The organism is Candidatus Nitrosopelagicus brevis, assembly GCF_000812185.1.
GTDB classification, from domain to species: Archaea; Thermoproteota; Nitrososphaeria; order Nitrososphaerales; family Nitrosopumilaceae; genus Nitrosopelagicus; species Nitrosopelagicus brevis.
Map to the genome: position 1 here is coordinate 650,732 of NZ_CP007026.1, position 17,037 is coordinate 667,768.

Annotated in this window: 27 protein-coding genes; 15 read left to right on the plus strand and 12 right to left on the minus strand. The window is 32.0% G+C overall.

Annotated features, from left to right (window positions below; translation table 11 throughout):
• Positions 1–43: 43 nt before the first annotated feature.
• On the minus strand, positions 44–1,894 hold the full coding sequence (locus tag T478_RS03930) for a threonine--tRNA ligase (protein WP_048105395.1): 1,851 nt from the start codon (positions 1,892–1,894) through the stop codon (positions 44–46).
• 1 nt (position 1,895) lies between these two features.
• On the opposite strand from T478_RS03930, the gene T478_RS03935 reads away from it, so the two are divergent.
• On the plus strand, positions 1,896–2,084 hold the full coding sequence (locus T478_RS03935) for a hypothetical protein (protein ID WP_048105396.1): 189 nt from the start codon (positions 1,896–1,898) through the stop codon (positions 2,082–2,084).
• Here T478_RS03935 and T478_RS07560 read toward each other — a convergent pair.
• The gene (locus tag T478_RS07560) at positions 2,081–2,329 is read right to left on the minus strand and encodes a hypothetical protein (RefSeq protein ID WP_048105397.1); all 249 of its coding nucleotides are present in this window, start codon (positions 2,327–2,329) and stop codon (positions 2,081–2,083) included. The genes T478_RS03935 and T478_RS07560 overlap by 4 nt on opposite strands.
• Positions 2,330–2,504: 175 nt before the next feature.
• Positions 2,505–2,852 carry a hypothetical protein gene (locus T478_RS03945; RefSeq protein ID WP_048105398.1) on the minus strand — a complete coding sequence of 116 codons (348 nt, stop codon included), beginning with the start codon at positions 2,850–2,852 and terminating at the stop codon, positions 2,505–2,507.
• Between the two features lie 74 nt (positions 2,853–2,926).
• On the opposite strand from T478_RS03945, the gene T478_RS03950 reads away from it, so the two are divergent.
• From T478_RS03950 to T478_RS03960, 3 genes are all read left to right on the plus strand, one after another.
• On the plus strand, positions 2,927–3,328 hold the full coding sequence (locus T478_RS03950) for a hypothetical protein (RefSeq protein ID WP_048105399.1): 402 nt from the start codon (positions 2,927–2,929) through the stop codon (positions 3,326–3,328).
• Between the two features lie 32 nt (positions 3,329–3,360).
• Positions 3,361–4,467: a homospermidine biosynthesis protein gene (locus T478_RS03955; RefSeq protein ID WP_048105400.1), complete on the plus strand. Its 1,107-nt coding sequence runs from the start codon at positions 3,361–3,363 to the stop codon at positions 4,465–4,467.
• Positions 4,468–4,627: 160 nt separating this feature from the next.
• Complete coding sequence (locus tag T478_RS03960) at positions 4,628–4,942, plus strand: hypothetical protein (protein ID WP_048105401.1); 315 nt, start codon at positions 4,628–4,630, stop codon at positions 4,940–4,942.
• A 1-nt stretch (position 4,943) separates the two neighbouring features.
• Here T478_RS03960 and T478_RS03965 read toward each other — a convergent pair whose 3' ends face one another.
• A complete protein-coding gene (locus tag T478_RS03965; protein WP_048105402.1) occupies positions 4,944–5,156 on the minus strand; it encodes a hypothetical protein in 213 nt (70 codons plus the stop codon).
• A gap of 85 nt (positions 5,157–5,241) precedes the next feature.
• Between T478_RS03965 and T478_RS03970 the strand changes: the two genes are divergently transcribed.
• Entirely contained in the window at positions 5,242–5,541 is a 300-nt protein-coding gene (locus T478_RS03970) for a 30S ribosomal protein S25 (protein WP_048105403.1), read from the plus strand.
• Here T478_RS03970 and T478_RS03975 read toward each other — a convergent pair.
• The gene (locus T478_RS03975; RefSeq protein WP_048105404.1) at positions 5,523–5,909 is read right to left on the minus strand and encodes a cyclophilin-like fold protein; all 387 of its coding nucleotides are present in this window, start codon (positions 5,907–5,909) and stop codon (positions 5,523–5,525) included. The two genes, T478_RS03970 and T478_RS03975, sit on opposite strands and share 19 nt — an antisense overlap.
• 50 nt (positions 5,910–5,959) lie before the next feature.
• On the opposite strand from T478_RS03975, the gene T478_RS03980 reads away from it, so the two are divergent.
• Positions 5,960–6,505, plus strand: coding sequence for a DNA-directed RNA polymerase subunit K (locus tag T478_RS03980; protein WP_238573539.1), 546 nt, complete (start codon positions 5,960–5,962; stop codon positions 6,503–6,505).
• A 49-nt stretch (positions 6,506–6,554) separates the two neighbouring features.
• Positions 6,555–6,854 (plus strand): AlbA family DNA/RNA-binding protein, encoded by a 300-nt coding sequence (locus tag T478_RS03985; RefSeq protein WP_048105405.1) that lies wholly within the window; start codon positions 6,555–6,557, stop codon positions 6,852–6,854.
• Here the strand turns inward: T478_RS03985 and T478_RS03990 are convergent.
• A complete protein-coding gene (locus T478_RS03990) occupies positions 6,851–7,267 on the minus strand; it encodes a transcriptional regulator (RefSeq protein WP_048105406.1) in 417 nt (138 codons plus the stop codon). The genes T478_RS03985 and T478_RS03990 overlap by 4 nt on opposite strands.
• Positions 7,268–7,371: 104 nt before the next feature.
• Between T478_RS03990 and T478_RS03995 the strand changes: the two genes are divergently transcribed.
• Entirely contained in the window at positions 7,372–8,319 is a 948-nt protein-coding gene (locus T478_RS03995) for an asparagine synthase-related protein (protein ID WP_048105407.1), read from the plus strand.
• Here the strand turns inward: T478_RS03995 and T478_RS07825 are convergent.
• Positions 8,312–8,464, minus strand: a complete 153-nt coding sequence (locus T478_RS07825) for a YHS domain-containing protein (protein WP_048106913.1) — start codon at positions 8,462–8,464, stop codon at positions 8,312–8,314. The genes T478_RS03995 and T478_RS07825 overlap by 8 nt on opposite strands.
• Before the next feature lie 96 nt (positions 8,465–8,560).
• On the opposite strand from T478_RS07825, the gene T478_RS07635 reads away from it, so the two are divergent.
• Positions 8,561–8,728, plus strand: coding sequence for a hypothetical protein (locus tag T478_RS07635; RefSeq protein ID WP_160271569.1), 168 nt, complete (start codon positions 8,561–8,563; stop codon positions 8,726–8,728).
• Here T478_RS07635 and T478_RS04005 read toward each other — a convergent pair whose 3' ends face one another.
• The 3 genes from T478_RS04005 to T478_RS04015 are packed head-to-tail and all read right to left on the minus strand — an operon-like array spanning position 8,729 to position 11,134.
• Positions 8,729–9,823 carry an aldo/keto reductase gene (locus tag T478_RS04005; RefSeq protein WP_048105408.1) on the minus strand — a complete coding sequence of 365 codons (1,095 nt, stop codon included), beginning with the start codon at positions 9,821–9,823 and terminating at the stop codon, positions 8,729–8,731.
• A gap of 25 nt (positions 9,824–9,848) precedes the next feature.
• Positions 9,849–10,733: a prenyltransferase gene (locus T478_RS04010; protein WP_048105409.1), complete on the minus strand. Its 885-nt coding sequence runs from the start codon at positions 10,731–10,733 to the stop codon at positions 9,849–9,851.
• Positions 10,733–11,134, minus strand: coding sequence for a DUF2203 domain-containing protein (locus T478_RS04015; protein ID WP_048105410.1), 402 nt, complete (start codon positions 11,132–11,134; stop codon positions 10,733–10,735). The genes T478_RS04010 and T478_RS04015 overlap by 1 nt, the downstream gene beginning before the upstream one ends.
• A 77-nt stretch (positions 11,135–11,211) precedes the next feature.
• On the opposite strand from T478_RS04015, the gene T478_RS04020 reads away from it, so the two are divergent.
• From T478_RS04020 to T478_RS07640, 3 genes are all read left to right on the plus strand, one after another.
• Positions 11,212–11,496 carry a hypothetical protein gene (locus tag T478_RS04020; RefSeq protein ID WP_048105411.1) on the plus strand — a complete coding sequence of 95 codons (285 nt, stop codon included), beginning with the start codon at positions 11,212–11,214 and terminating at the stop codon, positions 11,494–11,496.
• Positions 11,497–11,498: 2 nt separating this feature from the next.
• Positions 11,499–11,774, plus strand: coding sequence for a peptidylprolyl isomerase (locus T478_RS04025; protein ID WP_048105412.1), 276 nt, complete (start codon positions 11,499–11,501; stop codon positions 11,772–11,774).
• Between the two features lie 180 nt (positions 11,775–11,954).
• Positions 11,955–12,113: a hypothetical protein gene (locus T478_RS07640; RefSeq protein ID WP_160271570.1), complete on the plus strand. Its 159-nt coding sequence runs from the start codon at positions 11,955–11,957 to the stop codon at positions 12,111–12,113.
• 22 nt (positions 12,114–12,135) lie between these two features.
• Here the strand turns inward: T478_RS07640 and T478_RS04030 are convergent, their stop codons facing one another.
• Entirely contained in the window at positions 12,136–12,894 is a 759-nt protein-coding gene (locus T478_RS04030; protein WP_048105413.1) for a DUF726 domain-containing protein, read from the minus strand.
• 1 nt (position 12,895) lies between these two features.
• Positions 12,896–14,545, minus strand: a complete 1,650-nt coding sequence (gene metG / locus T478_RS04035) for a methionine--tRNA ligase (protein ID WP_048105414.1) — start codon at positions 14,543–14,545, stop codon at positions 12,896–12,898.
• A gap of 67 nt (positions 14,546–14,612) precedes the next feature.
• On the opposite strand from metG, the gene T478_RS04040 reads away from it, so the two are divergent.
• The 3 genes from T478_RS04040 to T478_RS04050 are packed head-to-tail and all read left to right on the plus strand — an operon-like array spanning position 14,613 to position 17,022.
• Positions 14,613–15,851: an adenosylhomocysteinase gene (locus T478_RS04040; protein ID WP_048105415.1), complete on the plus strand. Its 1,239-nt coding sequence runs from the start codon at positions 14,613–14,615 to the stop codon at positions 15,849–15,851.
• A 42-nt stretch (positions 15,852–15,893) separates the two neighbouring features.
• Positions 15,894–16,199 (plus strand): Rieske (2Fe-2S) protein, encoded by a 306-nt coding sequence (locus T478_RS04045; RefSeq protein ID WP_048105416.1) that lies wholly within the window; start codon positions 15,894–15,896, stop codon positions 16,197–16,199.
• 40 nt (positions 16,200–16,239) lie between these two features.
• The gene (locus T478_RS04050) at positions 16,240–17,022 is read left to right on the plus strand and encodes an NAD+ synthase (RefSeq protein WP_048105417.1); all 783 of its coding nucleotides are present in this window, start codon (positions 16,240–16,242) and stop codon (positions 17,020–17,022) included.
• Positions 17,023–17,037 lie beyond the last annotated feature (15 nt).

Consider the following 17,037-nt stretch of genomic DNA (forward strand, 5'->3'; position numbering starts at 1 on the left):
AGAATTTCTATTTAACCGTCAAGAAGAAAAGATAAGTTGTTCATTAGACCTGAATTATAGGTCTTTTAGATAATAATGGAGGAAGGTTTAGAGTGGAATTTGGTTTTCCTTGGTTTTGGGTCTGGATTTCATTAATAAAATCATCAAATGAAATATCCCGTACATCACTTTGAGTTCTATCACGAACACTAAGGTTTTCAGAATTAACCTCTTTGTCTCCAATTACAAGAACATAACGAATCCATTCCTTTTCAGATTCACGTATTCTCTTTCCAATCGATTCATTTCTATCATCAATGTCAACACGAATATTTTTTTCAGTTAATTTATCAAATAGATTTTGTGAAAATTCCATAAACTCATCTTTCAACGGAATTATACGAACTTGTGTTGGTGCAAGCCAAAGAGGGAACATTGGTTTTCTACCTTCCTTTGCATCTTTAGCACATTTTTCAAGTAGAGCATATATCACACGCTCAATTGCGCCACTTGGAGAATTATGCAAAATGATAGGATTGATTGTCTTATTATTTTCATCAACGAATTCAATTCCATATCTATTACCATTTTCAACATCAATTTGATCAGTGGATAATGCAGAGGCTTTTCCTAAATTATCAATATAGTTGAACTCCCATTTTAAAACAAAGTAAAAGAATCGCTCTTTCCACATTTCAACAAGTACAGGTTTATCTAATTTTTTGACAATCTCTGTGATTAATTCTTTATTTTCATTGTAGAAGTCTTCTGTAAATCGTATAGCCATTTCATAATCATCATTTTCAATACCAACATTTTTCAAAACATCTCTAGACAAATCAAAACGAGTTCTGAACTCCTCTATAGCCTGTGGAATATCTTTACAAAATGCATGACAATCAGGCATTGTAAATGCTCTCAGTCTTCTAAGACCTACCAGTTCTCCAGACTGTTCACGTCTAAAGCTATATCGAGTCATTTCATACAACCGATATGGTAAATTTTTGTAAGATATTTGCATGTCATGTGCTATCAAAAACTGTCCAAAACAGGCTGCAAATCTTAAGAATAATTGTTTTCCATCTGCGTCAATGTTGTATTGCCTTGCAGGAAATCTGTTAAAATAACTCTCCATGCTAGGATGGTGTGAGTCATACATGATTGGAGTCTCTACCTCATAGCCACCATAGTCTTTTACCTTATTTGTCACATACTGCTCTAAGAGAGATTTTATCAAACGGCCATTTGGAAAAAATCTCATATTTCCATGATCAGATGCAGGTTCGTAATCAGCAATTGCAAGTTTTTTCATTAATGCCACATGTGGTGGAGGTTCGTCAACATTTCGGTTTTTATCAGATTCGTATTTTGCAAGTTTTTCTAATTTCTTATGTTTGGAGAAATTAAACTTGTCAAATTCAGTTAGAGAACCGTCTGGAGATAGAATAAACCAATAAGATTTGATTTTTGATTCAGATTCTAATGCAGTGGAAGTTTTTTCTTTTTTATCACCAGCTGTAATAACTTTGGAACTTTCAGCTAGTGGATGACCTTTTACTTTGACATTATATGATTTAGTCCAACCAAATGGTGCACGGCTAACTTCCAAATCTTGAGATTCAGATTCCATTAGTTTCAAAATGGATAATGCAGTAGAAGGAGCAGCCAAGTCAGAACTCAAATGAGCATAAGGATATAACAATAATTTTTTACAGCCAATTTTTTGCATTGATTCTTTAATTTGAGAGATTGCATCCAAGCCTACATCATTGTTATCGCCATTTTCTATGGCAACAAAACAGACTACAACTTCATCAATTGAAACAGGTTTAGGCTCTATATCTTCAGCAGATTTTATCTCTTTTTTTGTTGCTTCATACGAGATATTATCACAATGAAGTTGTAGTATTCTCATAATGACTGGAATGTTTGCCACAACTTATAATTTACTTAGAGCATCTTATTGTACCATGAAAGAAAATAAAGAAAAGAAAGACAAGGATCATGAGCATTTTGCCAATGATGATCCCACAAAGTTTAATGAAAAAAGTGCAGAAGAGATAGCAAAAGAAGCGATTAAAAAATTCAAATCATTAAACAGTTAACTGAATCCTGCGCCAAATTCATCACCTTTAGTTAAAGGATCAATATCTTTTGCATTTTTCATTGCAATATACAAAAATGCTTCATTAACTATTTCTTCAGTGTTTGAGATATCTACACCCAAAGTTATTGCAAATTTTTGCAAGTATACGAGGTTTTCAGGCGAAGGTTCATCTGCAGAGATCTTTTCATCAGATATCTTCGATGCAATCTTATCGATACACTCATTCCTAAAATTGTCGTCCAACGGTAAGAGATAAAACCACTATGTATTAAACAATCAAGATTCATTTTCATCGTGTCCTATTACATGTTTTTCGCAATAATAGAGATCATTCATGTTACAATAGTATGAACAGTCATTGTCACATAACGCACACTTTGGTTTTTTATCATCAGCAGATAATTTGTAATGATAGTTTTTACTCTTCAATTTTACCTAATTTGTTTTTTAATGAAATTAAACTTCGGAGTATTAATCCAGACAAGCCTAAATTTTGTATAAGCATATTTGCAGAATCATTCAGTGCGTCATCACCCCTATACCCCTCATCATAAAGAATTTCAATCAAACCTTGGTCTGTATCAACTAATGCAGTGATAATTGAATATGTACCTAAATTTTGATCTTTGTTGATTTTATATTCTAATAATTCAATTTTTTTAATTTCTACATCATCCTGTGTTATTTTCCCATCAGAAAATACAACATTTCTATTATCTGGGTCACGTTCAATTCTCTTTGAATCAGGCACATCTACAAATTTCATATTTTGAATTATAGATTAACATATTAAAAGAAATGAAAAGCTTATAACACATTTACTGGTTAAACTCTTTTGTTATGGACTATGCTAAACTTTGTAATGCATTATTAGACTCAAACGATAAGATCCGTTACGTCGGTGTCTACAATTCTTTTAGTGGAGATGTGTATGAAAAAATGCAAAATGGTACAGCCAGACATTTTGATAAGGATCAAACAAAAAAATCCATGACTCAAGCAATTATGCGATGGAAAACAAGAAAACAATTTTCAGCTGAAATAGGCGAACCCGAATATGCCATGACTAGATATGAGAAAGTGAATAGAATTACTATGTCATGTGGAAAAGATGGATTACTTATGTTCAGTACAGAAGTAGATGTACATCTTTGTGACATAATTGACGATGTAACAAAGATGGTGAAAGAGCACGTTGGCGAATCAGATCATGAAGATGGTTCACGAAACATCAGATCCTAAAAGCTTATTTTACTTATATTGTAAATTTTTATGTGAATCATCATCACTTTGAGGGAAAAGATATACCGCACATTAAACTTGATTCTAAAACTACCGTGAAAGAATTAATTGAAATTTATGCAAATTCAGGATTCAATGCAAGACAATTAGGCGAGGCTGCAAAATTATATCAAAAAATGATACATGAGAATGCAACTATTTGTTTAACAGTTGCAGGTGCAATGACACCAGTAGGATTTGGAGGAATTATCAAGACACTTTTAGAAAAGGGGTTTGTAGACTGGATTGTCACAACAGGTGCAAACGTTTACCATGAAGATCATTTTGCCTGGGGATTACCAGTGAAACAAGGTCACTTTGAAGTTGATGATAACATATTGTATGAGAAAGAAATTGTAAGAATTAGAGATGTATATGTAAAATTTTATGAAACATTGGAATTAGAAGATAACATTATTCAGAATATGTTTAAAGACAAATTTTCAGAAAAATCATTTACAACTGCGGAATTTTGTAATGTTTTAGGAAAGATTAGTAAAGAAAAATCAAAATTTCCTGAAAAAAGCTTTCTTACAACAGCATATGAGTTGGATGTTCCAGTATACGTATCTACACTCAAAGATTCATCACTTGCAATGAATTTAGCAGTACATAGATTGAAAAACAAACCATTCAATCTAGATTTCGTTAGGGAGATTATTGAACAAGCAGCTATTGTTTACAATTCAAAAAAATCAGGTATTTTAGAACTTGGCGGAGGAGTGCCAAAAAATACAGCGCAGCAGACAGGTCCACTACTAGATCAAATTTTAAGAAAAGATCATGGAGGACAAGATTACATTATTCAAATTACAGATGCTCGACCTGATACGGGAGGATTATCTGGTGCAACACTACAAGAAGGAAAAAGTTGGGGAAAGGTGCAAGATTCTCATGAAGATTTGATTACAGTGTATACTGACTCTACAATCGCATTCCCTTTGTTAGCACTCTATGCATTATCAAATGAAGAATCAAGAGAACAAAAAAGAATTTACAAAAATTTGGACAAATATTACAAATCACTACAAGATTCAGCAAGTAAAGTCCCAGACAAATTTGCCGACATTTTGAAAAAATCGGATATTAACCTGGATTAAGATTTTTTATTTGCCTTTCTTCGAGCGGCTTTTTGATCTGCAAATCGTGCATGTTTTCCGTCTTTTCTTTTACTACCCATAAATAATGGAAAAAATCTTTTTCAATGTAAATGATTCGGTGCATGTAAAAAATTAAAAGTGCTTATTTTTCAAATGAATTATGGGAAAAATGTTTCCAATTGTAATTATTGCAGTAGCAATCATTGGATTTTCATCTTCTGCATATTTTTTCAGTCAAACTACCATTACAATAGAAAGTCCCATCACAATGGAAGTTCAGAATAATAATTCAGTAATGCAAGAAATAGAGTCATGTATTGAACAAAATCTTGCGGGTCAAAGCTCTGTTGCACTAAATTCATTCAATACAAACATGTTACTAACTCTAAAAGAGGCTGCAATGGAAACTAATGATGAATATGAGTTAGAGCAGATTAAACAGAAATTATACACATTGACGGATTGTAGACCTTAAATTAACCTCTATCATATCTAGCACGTTCTAGAGAGCGGTCTTCTTTTGTTGCCTTTTTCCATTCTTTGTAATGTTCTTTACATAAACCAGATTTTTTTCCAGATGAGTTAAGACGTAATCCTGCATCCTCAATTTTTTTTGTATTTAGAGAACGTACTGCATCAGCATCACAGCCATCAACATTACACTTTGCGCCTTTTGAAATGATACCCATGTGGTAATAACAATTCGACTGTTAATAAAGTTGAAATGAACAAAGTTTTTGTTCGTTTATAAATAGGAATTAAAGATGGAGAAACATGGGTAGTAAGAACAAATCAGTCTCATCTAGTGAAAAATCACAAGGCGGTAAAGACAAGGCAAAAAAAGACAAGAAAGATCACAGTGATAAAAAAGAGGTTGACGTATTTATCAATGAAGAACAGGCAAATAAAATAATTAAATCATCTAAAGCAATTACAATTCAAGATTTAGCAAGACAAGCAAATGTAAAAATTTCAACTGCAAATGCATTTCTTAAAAAAGCATTAGCAGAAGGTGCTGTAAAGAAGGTTGGCGGATTTAGTGGACACTATATCTATCAGCCTGCATCACAGTAGATAGACACCTCATCACCAGAACTAGCATTTAGCAATTCATCAACACCTTCAAGTATTTTTCCTATAGGAGTTAGATCTTTTCCAACCTTTGTATCCTTGTGAAAAAAACAAAATGCATGACCGACCGATAGAAAAGCAATATCACCTTTTTTGAACTCATTTCTAGTACGTTCACCTCCAGATTCAATGTGTGATTCAACATAGACACCGCTTGTACCAAGTATGTGGATAGTTCCAGTTACAGGCAATGAACGAATTATTGTGCCAACTAAAGAAGGAGAAAGATGACGTTTTAATTCACATTTGATTTTGATTTTACCTTTTATTTCCAAAATTACTTGAGATTTTGATACAGATCCACTATCCATAATGAATTGTAAGCTTTGGATTATATATTGGCATTTTTCAATTAGTTTACTTGTCTGAGCCTGAAGAAACACCAATTACAACTGAAAAGAAAGAAGAGGAACCAGCTCCACTTGTTGAAGAGGCAAAATTAGAAGAAATTATTCAGCCAGAAACAGAAGAAATTGATCCAGATGCAGAAATTAGTATTCATGCAACAATGGAAAAAGCAATTGATAATTATAGAAAAATCAAAGAAGGTAAACAAGAATTAACTGATAAACAACTTGAGGATTTAGAAAAAGAATGTGAGGCAATTAGACAAAGAGAGATTATTGATGTTGATGAACAACATGAAGCAATTGAATTAAGCTCAGACGGAAAAATATTGATGGGCCCTCCAACATTAACAAGATTTGAAAAAGCAAGAATTATGGGAGCACGTGCATTACAATTATCATTAGGAGCACCACCATTCATAGACATACCTGTAAGTGCTGCAACTTCATTAGACATATCTATGAAAGAACTTGAGGAACGAGTGATTCCAATTACAATAAGACGTGTTTTACCTAATGGAGACTATCAAAATATACCATTATTTGATTTCAAAGAATAGACGATTCGTCTATAAAATTTAAAAGAAGTTCAGAAAGATTACAATTAAGATGGAATTACAAGAAGTTGAACGATCAGAAAATAATGTAGATAAAGATAGTTATTTTGTAAAAGATGAATCAGTGATGACTGGCGCCTTGGATGTTTTAACAGCAATGGATTCAAGTAAAAGAGCTGTTTTGCTGGCCAAAGGTAATTTAATTCCAAATGCAGTAGCAATTGCAAATATTGTGACAGAAAATATGTTAAAAGGAAATTCAAAAATTGAGAATATTAAATTAGACAGTGTAATTTCAGAGGAAGATGGACAAATGATTTCAAATATAGAAATTATTTTGACAAAAAACTAGTAAACGCTGCCTGGTCCTTTTTCTAACATAGTTTGGCACTCATTGCAAATTGCCTCATCAATATCAGATTCTAATTCATGATGAATATCACAAATTAAGAGACTTGTTTTGATGTAATTACAAAGTCCTATGAATTTTGAGAGAGTTGAAGGTGTATATGCCATATCAGATGCAAGGTTTTGTGAGATTTCTTGAATCATTTCAGAGACTTGTTTTTCAGCAGAGAGTTTTTTTATTAATTCTGGATCACCGCGTGTTCCGCGAATGTAATTACTGATTGCAGCTTGTGTAACTCCTAACATTTTTGAGATCATTTCTTCTCTAACATTATGATTTTCAGATAAATCTTTAGCTAGAATTGCACGTAATGCGGGAATCAATGTTTTTGATTCAATTTCTGCAGGAAGTAACATGAATCATATTAACAGGATTACCTTATAAGTTCGGCTAAAATTAGGTGAAACTATCTCTTAATGAATTAACAAATTTTTATTTAAAATAGTATTATGATTAGATCATGGAAACAGAAGAAGAACAATGCATGCGGATTTTAACTAATGCCGTAAATGAATGCAAGTCAGATTGGATTGCACTGTCAGGAGGATTAGATAGTAGTATATTGGCACATTTACGAAAAGATCAGAAACCTCAAACAATGACTATAATCACAAAAGATTTTCTAGGTACAGATCTTACTTTTGCACAGATTATTGCCAAACATTTAGGATTGAATTTATCATTAATTCAAGTAAGTATGGAAGATGTATTAGATTCAATTAATGAAACAATCAAAATTCTAGGCAATTACAACGACATAGAAATACGCAATTCAATTGTACCTTACATTTACCTAACCACATTGAAGAAAAAAGGAGTAGATTCTGTAATAACAGGTGATGGTGCAGATGAAGTTTTTGCAGGATATAATTTTCTTTTAAAAAAATCAGATGAGGAAATTGGTGAAGAATTAAAACGAATAAAAAAAATTATGCATTTTCCATCAAAAGATATTGCCACATCGTTAAACATGAAAGTTGAAACGCCATTTTTAAATGAAGAACTAATAAAATTTTCAGATGATATAGAAATTTCAAAAAAGATTAATGTCAAAGATGGGGGAAAATTTGGAAAGTGGATACTTAGAGAGACATTTGAGAAATATCTGCCAAACAACATCACATGGAGAGAGAAATCACCTATGCAAGATGGATCGGGTACCAATAATCTAACAGGATTATTCAATACAATAATTACAGATGATATTTTTACGCAGAAAAAAACAAGAATTTTAGAAGAAGACGGAGTATATATCAGAACTAAAGAATCATTACACTACTACGAATGTTTTAGAAAAACAAATTCAGTTAAAAAATCAGATTCCGATAACAGATGTCCAGATTGTAATTATGAGATTGCACCTAACTCAAGGTTTTGTAGGATGTGCGGAAAATTTCCAATTAATTAGATTTTTTTGACCATTTTTTGGGTTTTTTAATGAAGATTTTTTTGCAGCCATCACAACAAAAATGATACTTTTTTGATTTGTATTCATGAGTCACAGATAAATCCTCATCAAATTCAAGGCCACAAACAGGATCTGTAACTTTCACAATTTTTTTCAATTAGGGTCGTATTTCTATTTATCTAAACACGTAGAACTCATTAATCATAAGTATGTCTTATATGGAAAAAAATGAATTTAATACATGAAAAAACTTTTTGGTGCATGTTCTGAGTGTGGGAAACAGGAATTATTTATGACTGAATACAACTGTTTAGGAATGTTAATGAAAACCAAAAACTGGATTGTTTGTAAAAATTGCGACTATGCAATACAGATTGAAAAATTAAAGAATATGCTAACCTGCGTATGATTAAGAAACTAATTTTTTTACAAACTCGTCGTATTCAGATTGATTCATAGAATTGATTTTCATAACTTGGAGATTTTCTTCTACATGTGTACTTGATTTTTGACCAATTAACGGTGCAAGAACTCCAGGAGTTGAACGAATGAATTGTAAAAGACCAACAGAAGGAGATGAATTTGCAAAGAGTGGTTTTGATTTTGCCCATTCTAAGAGTCGTCCTTGCATCAATGGAACACTTGTGAAAACACCAATTCCAAATTCAACTGCTGATTCTAAAATTGATTTTTGTATTCCTTCAACAGTTTGGTTTTTCAAAAGCATCGCTTGATCGAAATTTAAATTGAAAGGAAGTTGTATGAATCTAAACCCATGATCATTTCCGCCAACGTCTTGCGCAAGTTTCACTACATCTTCCAAAGAAAGAAACATTGCATTATCAAAAGTGGCTCTAAAGCATTCCCATGTTGCTAAACCATAAAATCTAATTTTTCCTTCTTTACGTTTTTCTTCATAAAATTCAAAAACTTTTTTCAGATTTTCTAAGAATTGGGATTTAGACATTTCAGGATGACCCTCAACAGCATTATGAAGATACATCAAATCAATACATTCAAGATTTAGATTTTTCAAACTACGCTCAAGTTGATCTTGAAGATATGGAATAGTCATACAATGATAACCTGAGGAAATATCTCCTTCTTTGATAATTCCAGGTTTACCTAATTCACGCATAATATATTGCATAAAATCCTCTTTGATGTCACCATCATTAGTGACATAACCATTTTTTGTACAGATGAATAGTTCTTCTCTTTTGATTAGATTTTCATCTAATAATTCAGATAATGCAGTCCCAATGCTTCGTTCAGATTTTTGAGCACGATAATTTATTGCAGTATCAATTACATTTATTCCAGATAAAATTGATTTTTTTACAGCGTCTTTTACTATCTCATCGGTTTGTGAATCCGGTTCGCCAAGATAAGTTCCAATTCCAATATTTGATAAATGTAAATTTTGAAATAAATTATAATTTTCAGTAAGGAATTTTTCAGAGAAAGACTTTGTTCCTTCAGATGTAGCATAACCAGAAATCATTCTAAATTACTTCACACATCATTACTTAAAATCCTATCAAAAATGATATAATGAATAATGCACCGGCAATTCTACTGAAATAAAGTGTGTTGGTCATAGAACTAAGTAAAATATTTTCAGATTTTTCTAAATCTTTCAAATGTAATATTGCCAATATTAGAAATGGTTTGGCTAGAAGTACAATCAAGCTGTAGATTGGAAATAATCCCGATACTACACCATAAATTATAATTCCATACGCCAATACTGGAAAAATTAAGAATGTCTTAACTGCATTTGTTTTACCAAAAATGATGATAAGGGTTCGTCTTCCTTTTTCTTTATCAACATCATGATCAGGAATTGATGTTACAAATAGTACTAATGAAGAAAGAACACCCACTACAATTCCTGCAAGTATTGTGAAATCATCAATGCTTTGAGATTGAATGAAATATGTTCCAATTATAATCAAAGTTCCCTTAATTGTTACAAATACTTCTGCTAATCCCCAATTCACAATCTTTGTAGAATAAAAAATTACAGAAAGAATTGCAAATCCAAGAATTAATCCAATTGTAATTCCAAAGATTATAACAAAATAAATTCCAATTATTGCACCTAAAATGAGAAATGCAATTCCAACGATGTAAACTGATTTTGGCTTTAATAGCCCTTCAGGTAAAACACCGGTACCGCCACTCATCTTAGTTCGTTTTGTTTTTGTATCGATGCCACGTTTGAAATCCCAATAATCATTTAATAGATCCACACTAGCATGTAGAGAAATTACACCTGCAAATGTCAAAAATGCATGAATAATGTCTATTGGGTGACCAGAATGCCATGCAAGAGATAAGCCAAGAGAGACAGCAATGACAGACGCTAAGAGAAATTTTACTCTTATTGCACGTAACCAGACAGAAAGCATTAGATTAATGACTCAGCATCAACACTGATTGGTTTTCTTCCATTAAAGCCAGAATCTTTTTCATGCCAGAATTTTATTTCTGTTTCACCTTCTTTCCAACAAAGCCAAACCTCTTCATCAAATCTTTTTGAAGGAAAATCTAGAAGACCTTGATCTAAACCTTTCATAACAACACCAGTTTCTTCTAATTCTTCAATAGTTTTATAGAATTTAGATAATTCTTCATTTAATTTTTGTTTTAAAACAACATATTTTTCAAATGTATCATTATCAGATAGCGTAACTTGAAGTTCTTGTTCGGCTTTGATTACTTCCATTTTTTGTTTTTTAATATTATCATATTTTTGTATGACAAGTGGTAAAACTTCATTTGCAGTCTGTACTGTAAAGTATTTGAACAATATCGTGATGATTGAATTGTTTAATTAAAAGATATCTTGATGCAATTACTTATAATCCAATAAATTATGAGAACATTATGAGCGCTGAAGAGCAATTACAAGGAATGGTAGATCAAACTATCGACATGGCACTCATGAATGTTGAAGCATATTACAAAGAGATAGAAGCTAGTAATGAAATTTTGAAAATTGAGAATCCAAAGGAGTTTGTTTTTGGATTAATCATGGGTCAAATTTTAGGATTAGGTGTTGCAGCACTTGCACAGATGAAAGGAGGAAATCCTACACCACAAGACCAAATGCAAGTAAGAGACATGGCATACAAACGTGTACCACAAATTAGAGAGAGGATTTTTGGATAATAATGGTTCAAAAAATAAAATGTTCACATATTTTAGTTGAAAAACAAAGTCAAGCTTTACAAATCCTTGAAGAAATAAAAAATGGAAAAAAATTTGGGGCAGCTGCTAAAGAAATTTCATCATGTCCAAGTTCAAAAAAAGAAGGGGATTTAGGCTATTTCACAAAAGGAATGATGGTAAAAGAATTTGAAGATGTTGCATTCAATTTAGAAATTGGTGAAGTATCAGCACCAGTGAAAACTCAATTTGGATATCACATCATTAAACGACTAGGATAATTAGATCTTAAATACAAATTTTGTAATACATATTGGAGTGAGAGTACATTTGACTTCAGTATTTAGAGAAACATCTCTCTTCTACTCCACTAAAGATCTTTACAGAATGGAATTTTAGCAACACTGATCGAGACAATTTTTTACTAAAATTATGAAATACCAGTTAACCTAGAGGTCATTATGCCAGAAGTGACAGTTTTTTCTACAAAAGATATCGAGAACATAATTTCTTGGTTTGAGAGAATCTATAGTAGTGATGAGGAAATATCTGACTTCGAACGTGAGACATATCTTAAACTCGCAAAATACTTTATTCTCGAAGAAAAAGCAATGTGTTAAAATTGCATATTCTCTTTTTAATTTAAGGAAACGATTTTATCGTTTTTGCATAACTTGCAAATCTATGGTTTTGAGGCCGAACCTGTGTTTGATGGTATTTTTTACAAGTTGTTCCTAATGCGCCACGATAACCAATGGGAGAATCAACCCATTTTTCATCATGAGCAGCTTTGAGAACATCATCATATGGACTGTAGTAATTCATGATTTTTTTATTTACAATTTTTTGGAATTTATTTCCGTGTATTTTTGGTGATAATGAATTTGCAGGGATTGATGCACCGAATAGATGTACAGATTCAATAATTCCATTATTTTCTGAGTTTTTTGCAAGTGATTCAATTGTAGATAGTATTACTTGTGCACCCAATGAGTGACCCATTAAACGAATTTTTATCGAAGGGTTTTTTGATTTTAAATCTTTGATGAATTTTGAAAGATTTTTTCCATTCTTTTTTGCGATTGTGACTCCTACTTTCAGTGCAGAGAGTGCAGTTGATTTGTATTGTACACCTGCAGTGTTAGAATCGTAGCTATATCCAACAACATCATGTTTGTAATTCAGAGTTTTCAAGCGTTTTTCTGCAATCACATATTTGGCTAATGCCCCTGATTTGTTATTTCTCAAACCATGAATCATAATAACAATTTCAGATTTTTGAGAGATTTTTTCAAAACTTGTCTTCGGATATGCATCATATGAGATGTTTTTGAGAGTTTTTCCAGTTTTTAGATCATAGAACCCTCTAGTAGATATTTTCGGAAATATTTTTCCAATCATTTTAGTTTCCTAGTTTAGATTGTTCTTCGTCTATTACGGATTGTTCAATTTTTGAAAATATTGGTTCAGTGGCTCCAATTTTATGACCAGATTTCAATTCTAAATTAGACATTTCATTCCAATTTACATCAGAAACATTTCCATCCAGTCCCAATTGAGACCATATTTTTTGTGAAGATTTTGGTAAAAATGATTGTAAACATATTGCAATTGAACGAACGGCATTGACAGATAGATATATGCAAGCATTAGTTCCAGGTCCTTTTTTCCAAGGTTCCTTGTGTTGGAAATATTGGTTAAAATGAGCAGAAAATTCCATTAGTTGTTTTAATGCACGATCCAGATGATTTTCTTCCATTAGTTTGCCAATATCTTCAGCAAGAGATTTTATTTTTTGCTCTGATTCAGAGTCTTTCTCATCAAATTTTTCAGGCTCAGGAACAACACCATCAAAAGTTTTGTTTGTAAATCCAAGAGCACGGTTAACCAAATTTCCCAGATTGCCAATTAATTCAGAGTTAATCTTAGTTGAAAATTGTTCCCAATCAAAATTAAGATCATCTTGAGAATATGGATTTATTGAAATAAGATAAAACCGCAAATAATCAGCAGGGAATTTTTCTAAGAAATCTTTTAGGCCAATGTACCAATTTCTACTTTTTGATATTTTTTTACCTTCAAGGGTAAGGTGGCCACGAGTTGGAATGTAATCAGGCAATTTGAATTCTTTTTCAATTCCCAACCTCATTGCAGGTAAAAACAGATAGTGGTGGTAAACAATATCTTTACCAATGAAATGATAAATGTCAGCATCATTCCAAAAACTTTTACCATCAATATTTTTATCATTTAGAAATTTTAACGTGGAAGAAATGTACGCAAGATGATTATCAAACCAACCATAGAATACTTTATCTTTTAATCCATCAATTGGGATAGGTACTCCCCATGGAATATCTCGAGTTATATCCCAATCAACTAGACCTTCTTTAATCCAATTTTCAACGTATTTTTTTACATCTTTTTGAAGATATGGAGCATTTTCAAGATATTCCAAAAGGGGTTCAGAGAAATTTTTCAGTTTAAAGAAATAGTGATTGGTTGATTTTTGTACAGGTGTTTCACCACATATTGAACAGTGAGGATTTTCAATTTCTTCAGGAATACGCCCACATTTTTCACATAAATCAGAATATTGATCTTCGGCATTACAAAATGGGCAAGTTCCCTTTACAAATCGGTCTGGAAGGAATTTGTCACAAGAAGTACAAAAAGCTTGGATGATTTCTTTTTCGTAAATATGTCCGTTTTTTTCAATTTTTTTAAAAACATCTTGAACAAATGAGATATTTTCTTCAGAACTTGTTTTATAGAAAAAATCAAATCCTATATCAAAAGCGGTAAAATCTTCATAATCACGTTTATTCCAATGTGCGACATATTCTTGTGGAGTCTGTTTTAATTTTTCAGATTGTATTAAAATTGGAGTTCCATAATCGTCAGACGCGCATATATAATATGCTTCAACACCATTTTGTTTTAAGAAACGAGTGGTAACATCAGCAGGGAGATATGTAGATGCAACATGACCTAGATGTATCTCACCATTTGAATATGGCAGAGCACTTGTGATTATTGCTTTTTTATTCATTTGTGATAATTTGGATTTATTTGCATTTAAGCTATGGTTTTTAAAGAGATTGGGAAGGTTGTAAAGTATGAGTAAGGTAAAAAACCCAAAGCTAGCAAAACAGGGAAAGATCTCATACGAATGGGCTCGTACTCATATGGACATTTTAGATAATACGTTAACACGATTAAAAAAATCAAAACCACTGAAAGGAGTGACAATTGCATTTTGCCTACACATTACAAAAGAGACCTCAGTTTTGTTGATGGGGGCAAAAGAATTAGGAGCAAATGTTGCAGTTTGTGGCGGAAATCCATTAACAACACAAGACCATATTGCAGCATTTCTTGCAACTCAAGGAATTCACATTTATGCATGGAATGGACAAACTAACAAAGAATATGATTGGTGTCTTGATCAAGTACTAAACCATAAACCAAGTTTAATTTGTGACGATGGTGCAGACATGAATGTTAAAGTACATTTCGATAAAAAATTCAAATCATTAAAAATTCTTGGCTCCACAGAAGAAACAACTGCAGGAGTAACAAGAGTACAAGCAATGGAAAAACAAGGTAAATTGAAATATCCAGTTGTAATTGTTAATGATGCAGATACAAAACATATGTTTGATAATAGATATGGTACAGGTCAGAGTACAATAGACGGATATCTAAGAGCAATGGGATTATTATTCACATCAAAGAAAATTGTAGTAGTAGGCTACGGTTGGGTAGGAAGAGGAGTTGCAGAAAGATCAAGAGGAATGGGCGGCAAAGTAATTGTTACAGAAATTGACCCAGTAAAAGCTCTTGAAGCACATATGGATGGATTTGATGTAATGCCAATGTCTCAAGCTGCAAAGATTGGGCAGATTTTCATAACAACTACAGGAATGACTAGTGTGATTAGAAAAGAACATCTTCTTTCTATGAAAGACGGTTCAGTAGTTGGAAATGTAGGACATTTTGATGTTGAAATAGATACTAAATTCTTATTAGAAAAATCAAAATCAGTAAGAGAAGTAAGACCATCACTTGATGAATGTGTTTTGAGAAATGGGCGAAAAATCTATCTAATTGGAAAAGGAAGATTAGCAAATTTAGTTGCAGCAGAAGGACATCCGCCAGAAGTTATGGCCCAGTCATTTTCAAATCAAATATTATCATTATTGTATATTTTTAAAAATCACAAAAAAATGGGCAAAAAAACTATGATTGTTCCTAAAGAAATTGATAGACAAATTGCAGTTGATGCGTTGAAAGCATTGGATGTCAAAATAGACAAATTGACAAAAGAACAAAAGAAATATGCAGAAAGCTGGTAACAAGAATAAGTAAATAAAGAACATTATTTCACAAGCAATTAGATGACATGGACAAAAGTTGCAGAAAAAGGCGACATTCAATCTGGTTCAAGCAAAGAGTTTGAAGTGGAAGGTAAAAAAATTGCAGTTTTTAACCAAGATGGTTTTCATGCATTAGATGGAATTTGTCAACATCAAGATGGTTCACTTGCACCTAAAGGAAAAATTGAAGGAGATATTGTAGAATGCCCATTACATTTCTGGCATTATAATATCAAGACAGGAGAATTAATGGATTATCTAAAAGGCATCAAATTGAAAAAATATGATGTGGACGTAAGAGATGATGGCATTTATGTCGATGCATAATTCTGGTAGACTTTTTATGAGATTAGTTTAAGAAAAACCTGTGAACCAAGAGATTTTACAGAAAATAACAAATCAAGATTACAATAGTATTTCAACAAGAATACAAGAAGGGTTAAAACAAAAAATTGAAGAAACTAATTCAAAAGGAGTGATTTTTGGTCTGAGTGGCGGAATTGATTCCGCAGTGATTGCATATTTGTGTAACAATATTGTAAAAGAAAAAACACTTGCAGTAATAATGCCAGATTCAAAAATTTCACCAGAATCAGAAACCAGTGATGCGATAAAGATTGTAGATGAATTAGGATTAGATTACAAATTACTCGATATCAATTCAATACATAAGGAGTTTAACATGGTGTTAGAGCCAGAAGATCGAGCTTTAGGTAATTTACGAGCAAGAATTAGAATGAACATATTATACTATTATGCAAATTTAAAAAATTTAGTTACACTAGGGTCTAGCGATAAAAGTGAGTTTAACATAGGATATTTTACAAAATTTGGAGATGGTGCAGCAGATGTATTGCCAATTGTTTCATTATACAAAACTCAAGTAAGAGAATTAGCTAGACATTTAGGAATTGATGAAAGTATAATTACAAAGAAAAGCAGCCCTCACTTGTGGCCTAATCATGAAGCAGAACATGAAATTGGTGTAGAATATGAGCAAATTGACGTCATTTTACATTGTTTTATAGATAGAAAATTATCATTAAACGATACAGCAAATGAATCACAAATAGATATCAAATTGGTTGAAAAGATCCATTCTATGTATATGAAAAGTGAGCATAAACGAATCAATCCAAATGCACTTTGAATAAAGATTATTTTC

Coding starts and splice junctions, on each gene's coding strand:
- T478_RS03970 (WP_048105403.1), top strand. CDS start 5,242: ATGGGTAGTAAGAACAAATCAGTCTCATCTAGTGAAAAATCACAAGGC.
- T478_RS04020 (WP_048105411.1), top strand. CDS start 11,212: ATGAGCGCTGAAGAGCAATTACAAGGAATGGTAGATCAAACTATCGAC.
- T478_RS07640 (WP_160271570.1), top strand. CDS start 11,955: ATGCCAGAAGTGACAGTTTTTTCTACAAAAGATATCGAGAACATAATT.
- T478_RS04030 (WP_048105413.1), bottom strand. CDS start 12,894: ATGATTGGAAAAATATTTCCGAAAATATCTACTAGAGGGTTCTATGAT.
- metG (WP_048105414.1), bottom strand. CDS start 14,545: ATGAATAAAAAAGCAATAATCACAAGTGCTCTGCCATATTCAAATGGT.
- T478_RS03935 (WP_048105396.1), top strand. CDS start 1,896: ATGACTGGAATGTTTGCCACAACTTATAATTTACTTAGAGCATCTTAT.
- T478_RS03945 (WP_048105398.1), bottom strand. CDS start 2,852: ATGAAATTTGTAGATGTGCCTGATTCAAAGAGAATTGAACGTGACCCA.
- T478_RS03985 (WP_048105405.1), top strand. CDS start 6,555: ATGGAATTACAAGAAGTTGAACGATCAGAAAATAATGTAGATAAAGAT.
- T478_RS04045 (WP_048105416.1), top strand. CDS start 15,894: ATGACATGGACAAAAGTTGCAGAAAAAGGCGACATTCAATCTGGTTCA.
- T478_RS03975 (WP_048105404.1), bottom strand. CDS start 5,909: ATGGATAGTGGATCTGTATCAAAATCTCAAGTAATTTTGGAAATAAAA.
- T478_RS03990 (WP_048105406.1), bottom strand. CDS start 7,267: ATGTTACTTCCTGCAGAAATTGAATCAAAAACATTGATTCCCGCATTA.
- T478_RS04025 (WP_048105412.1), top strand. CDS start 11,499: ATGGTTCAAAAAATAAAATGTTCACATATTTTAGTTGAAAAACAAAGT.
- T478_RS03965 (WP_048105402.1), bottom strand. CDS start 5,156: ATGGGTATCATTTCAAAAGGCGCAAAGTGTAATGTTGATGGCTGTGAT.
- T478_RS03960 (WP_048105401.1), top strand. CDS start 4,628: ATGGGAAAAATGTTTCCAATTGTAATTATTGCAGTAGCAATCATTGGA.
- T478_RS03930 (WP_048105395.1), bottom strand. CDS start 1,894: ATGAGAATACTACAACTTCATTGTGATAATATCTCGTATGAAGCAACA.
- T478_RS04040 (WP_048105415.1), top strand. CDS start 14,613: ATGAGTAAGGTAAAAAACCCAAAGCTAGCAAAACAGGGAAAGATCTCA.
- T478_RS07635 (WP_160271569.1), top strand. CDS start 8,561: ATGAAAAAACTTTTTGGTGCATGTTCTGAGTGTGGGAAACAGGAATTA.
- T478_RS03950 (WP_048105399.1), top strand. CDS start 2,927: ATGGACTATGCTAAACTTTGTAATGCATTATTAGACTCAAACGATAAG.
- T478_RS03995 (WP_048105407.1), top strand. CDS start 7,372: ATGGAAACAGAAGAAGAACAATGCATGCGGATTTTAACTAATGCCGTA.
- T478_RS04005 (WP_048105408.1), bottom strand. CDS start 9,823: ATGATTTCTGGTTATGCTACATCTGAAGGAACAAAGTCTTTCTCTGAA.
- T478_RS04010 (WP_048105409.1), bottom strand. CDS start 10,733: ATGCTTTCTGTCTGGTTACGTGCAATAAGAGTAAAATTTCTCTTAGCG.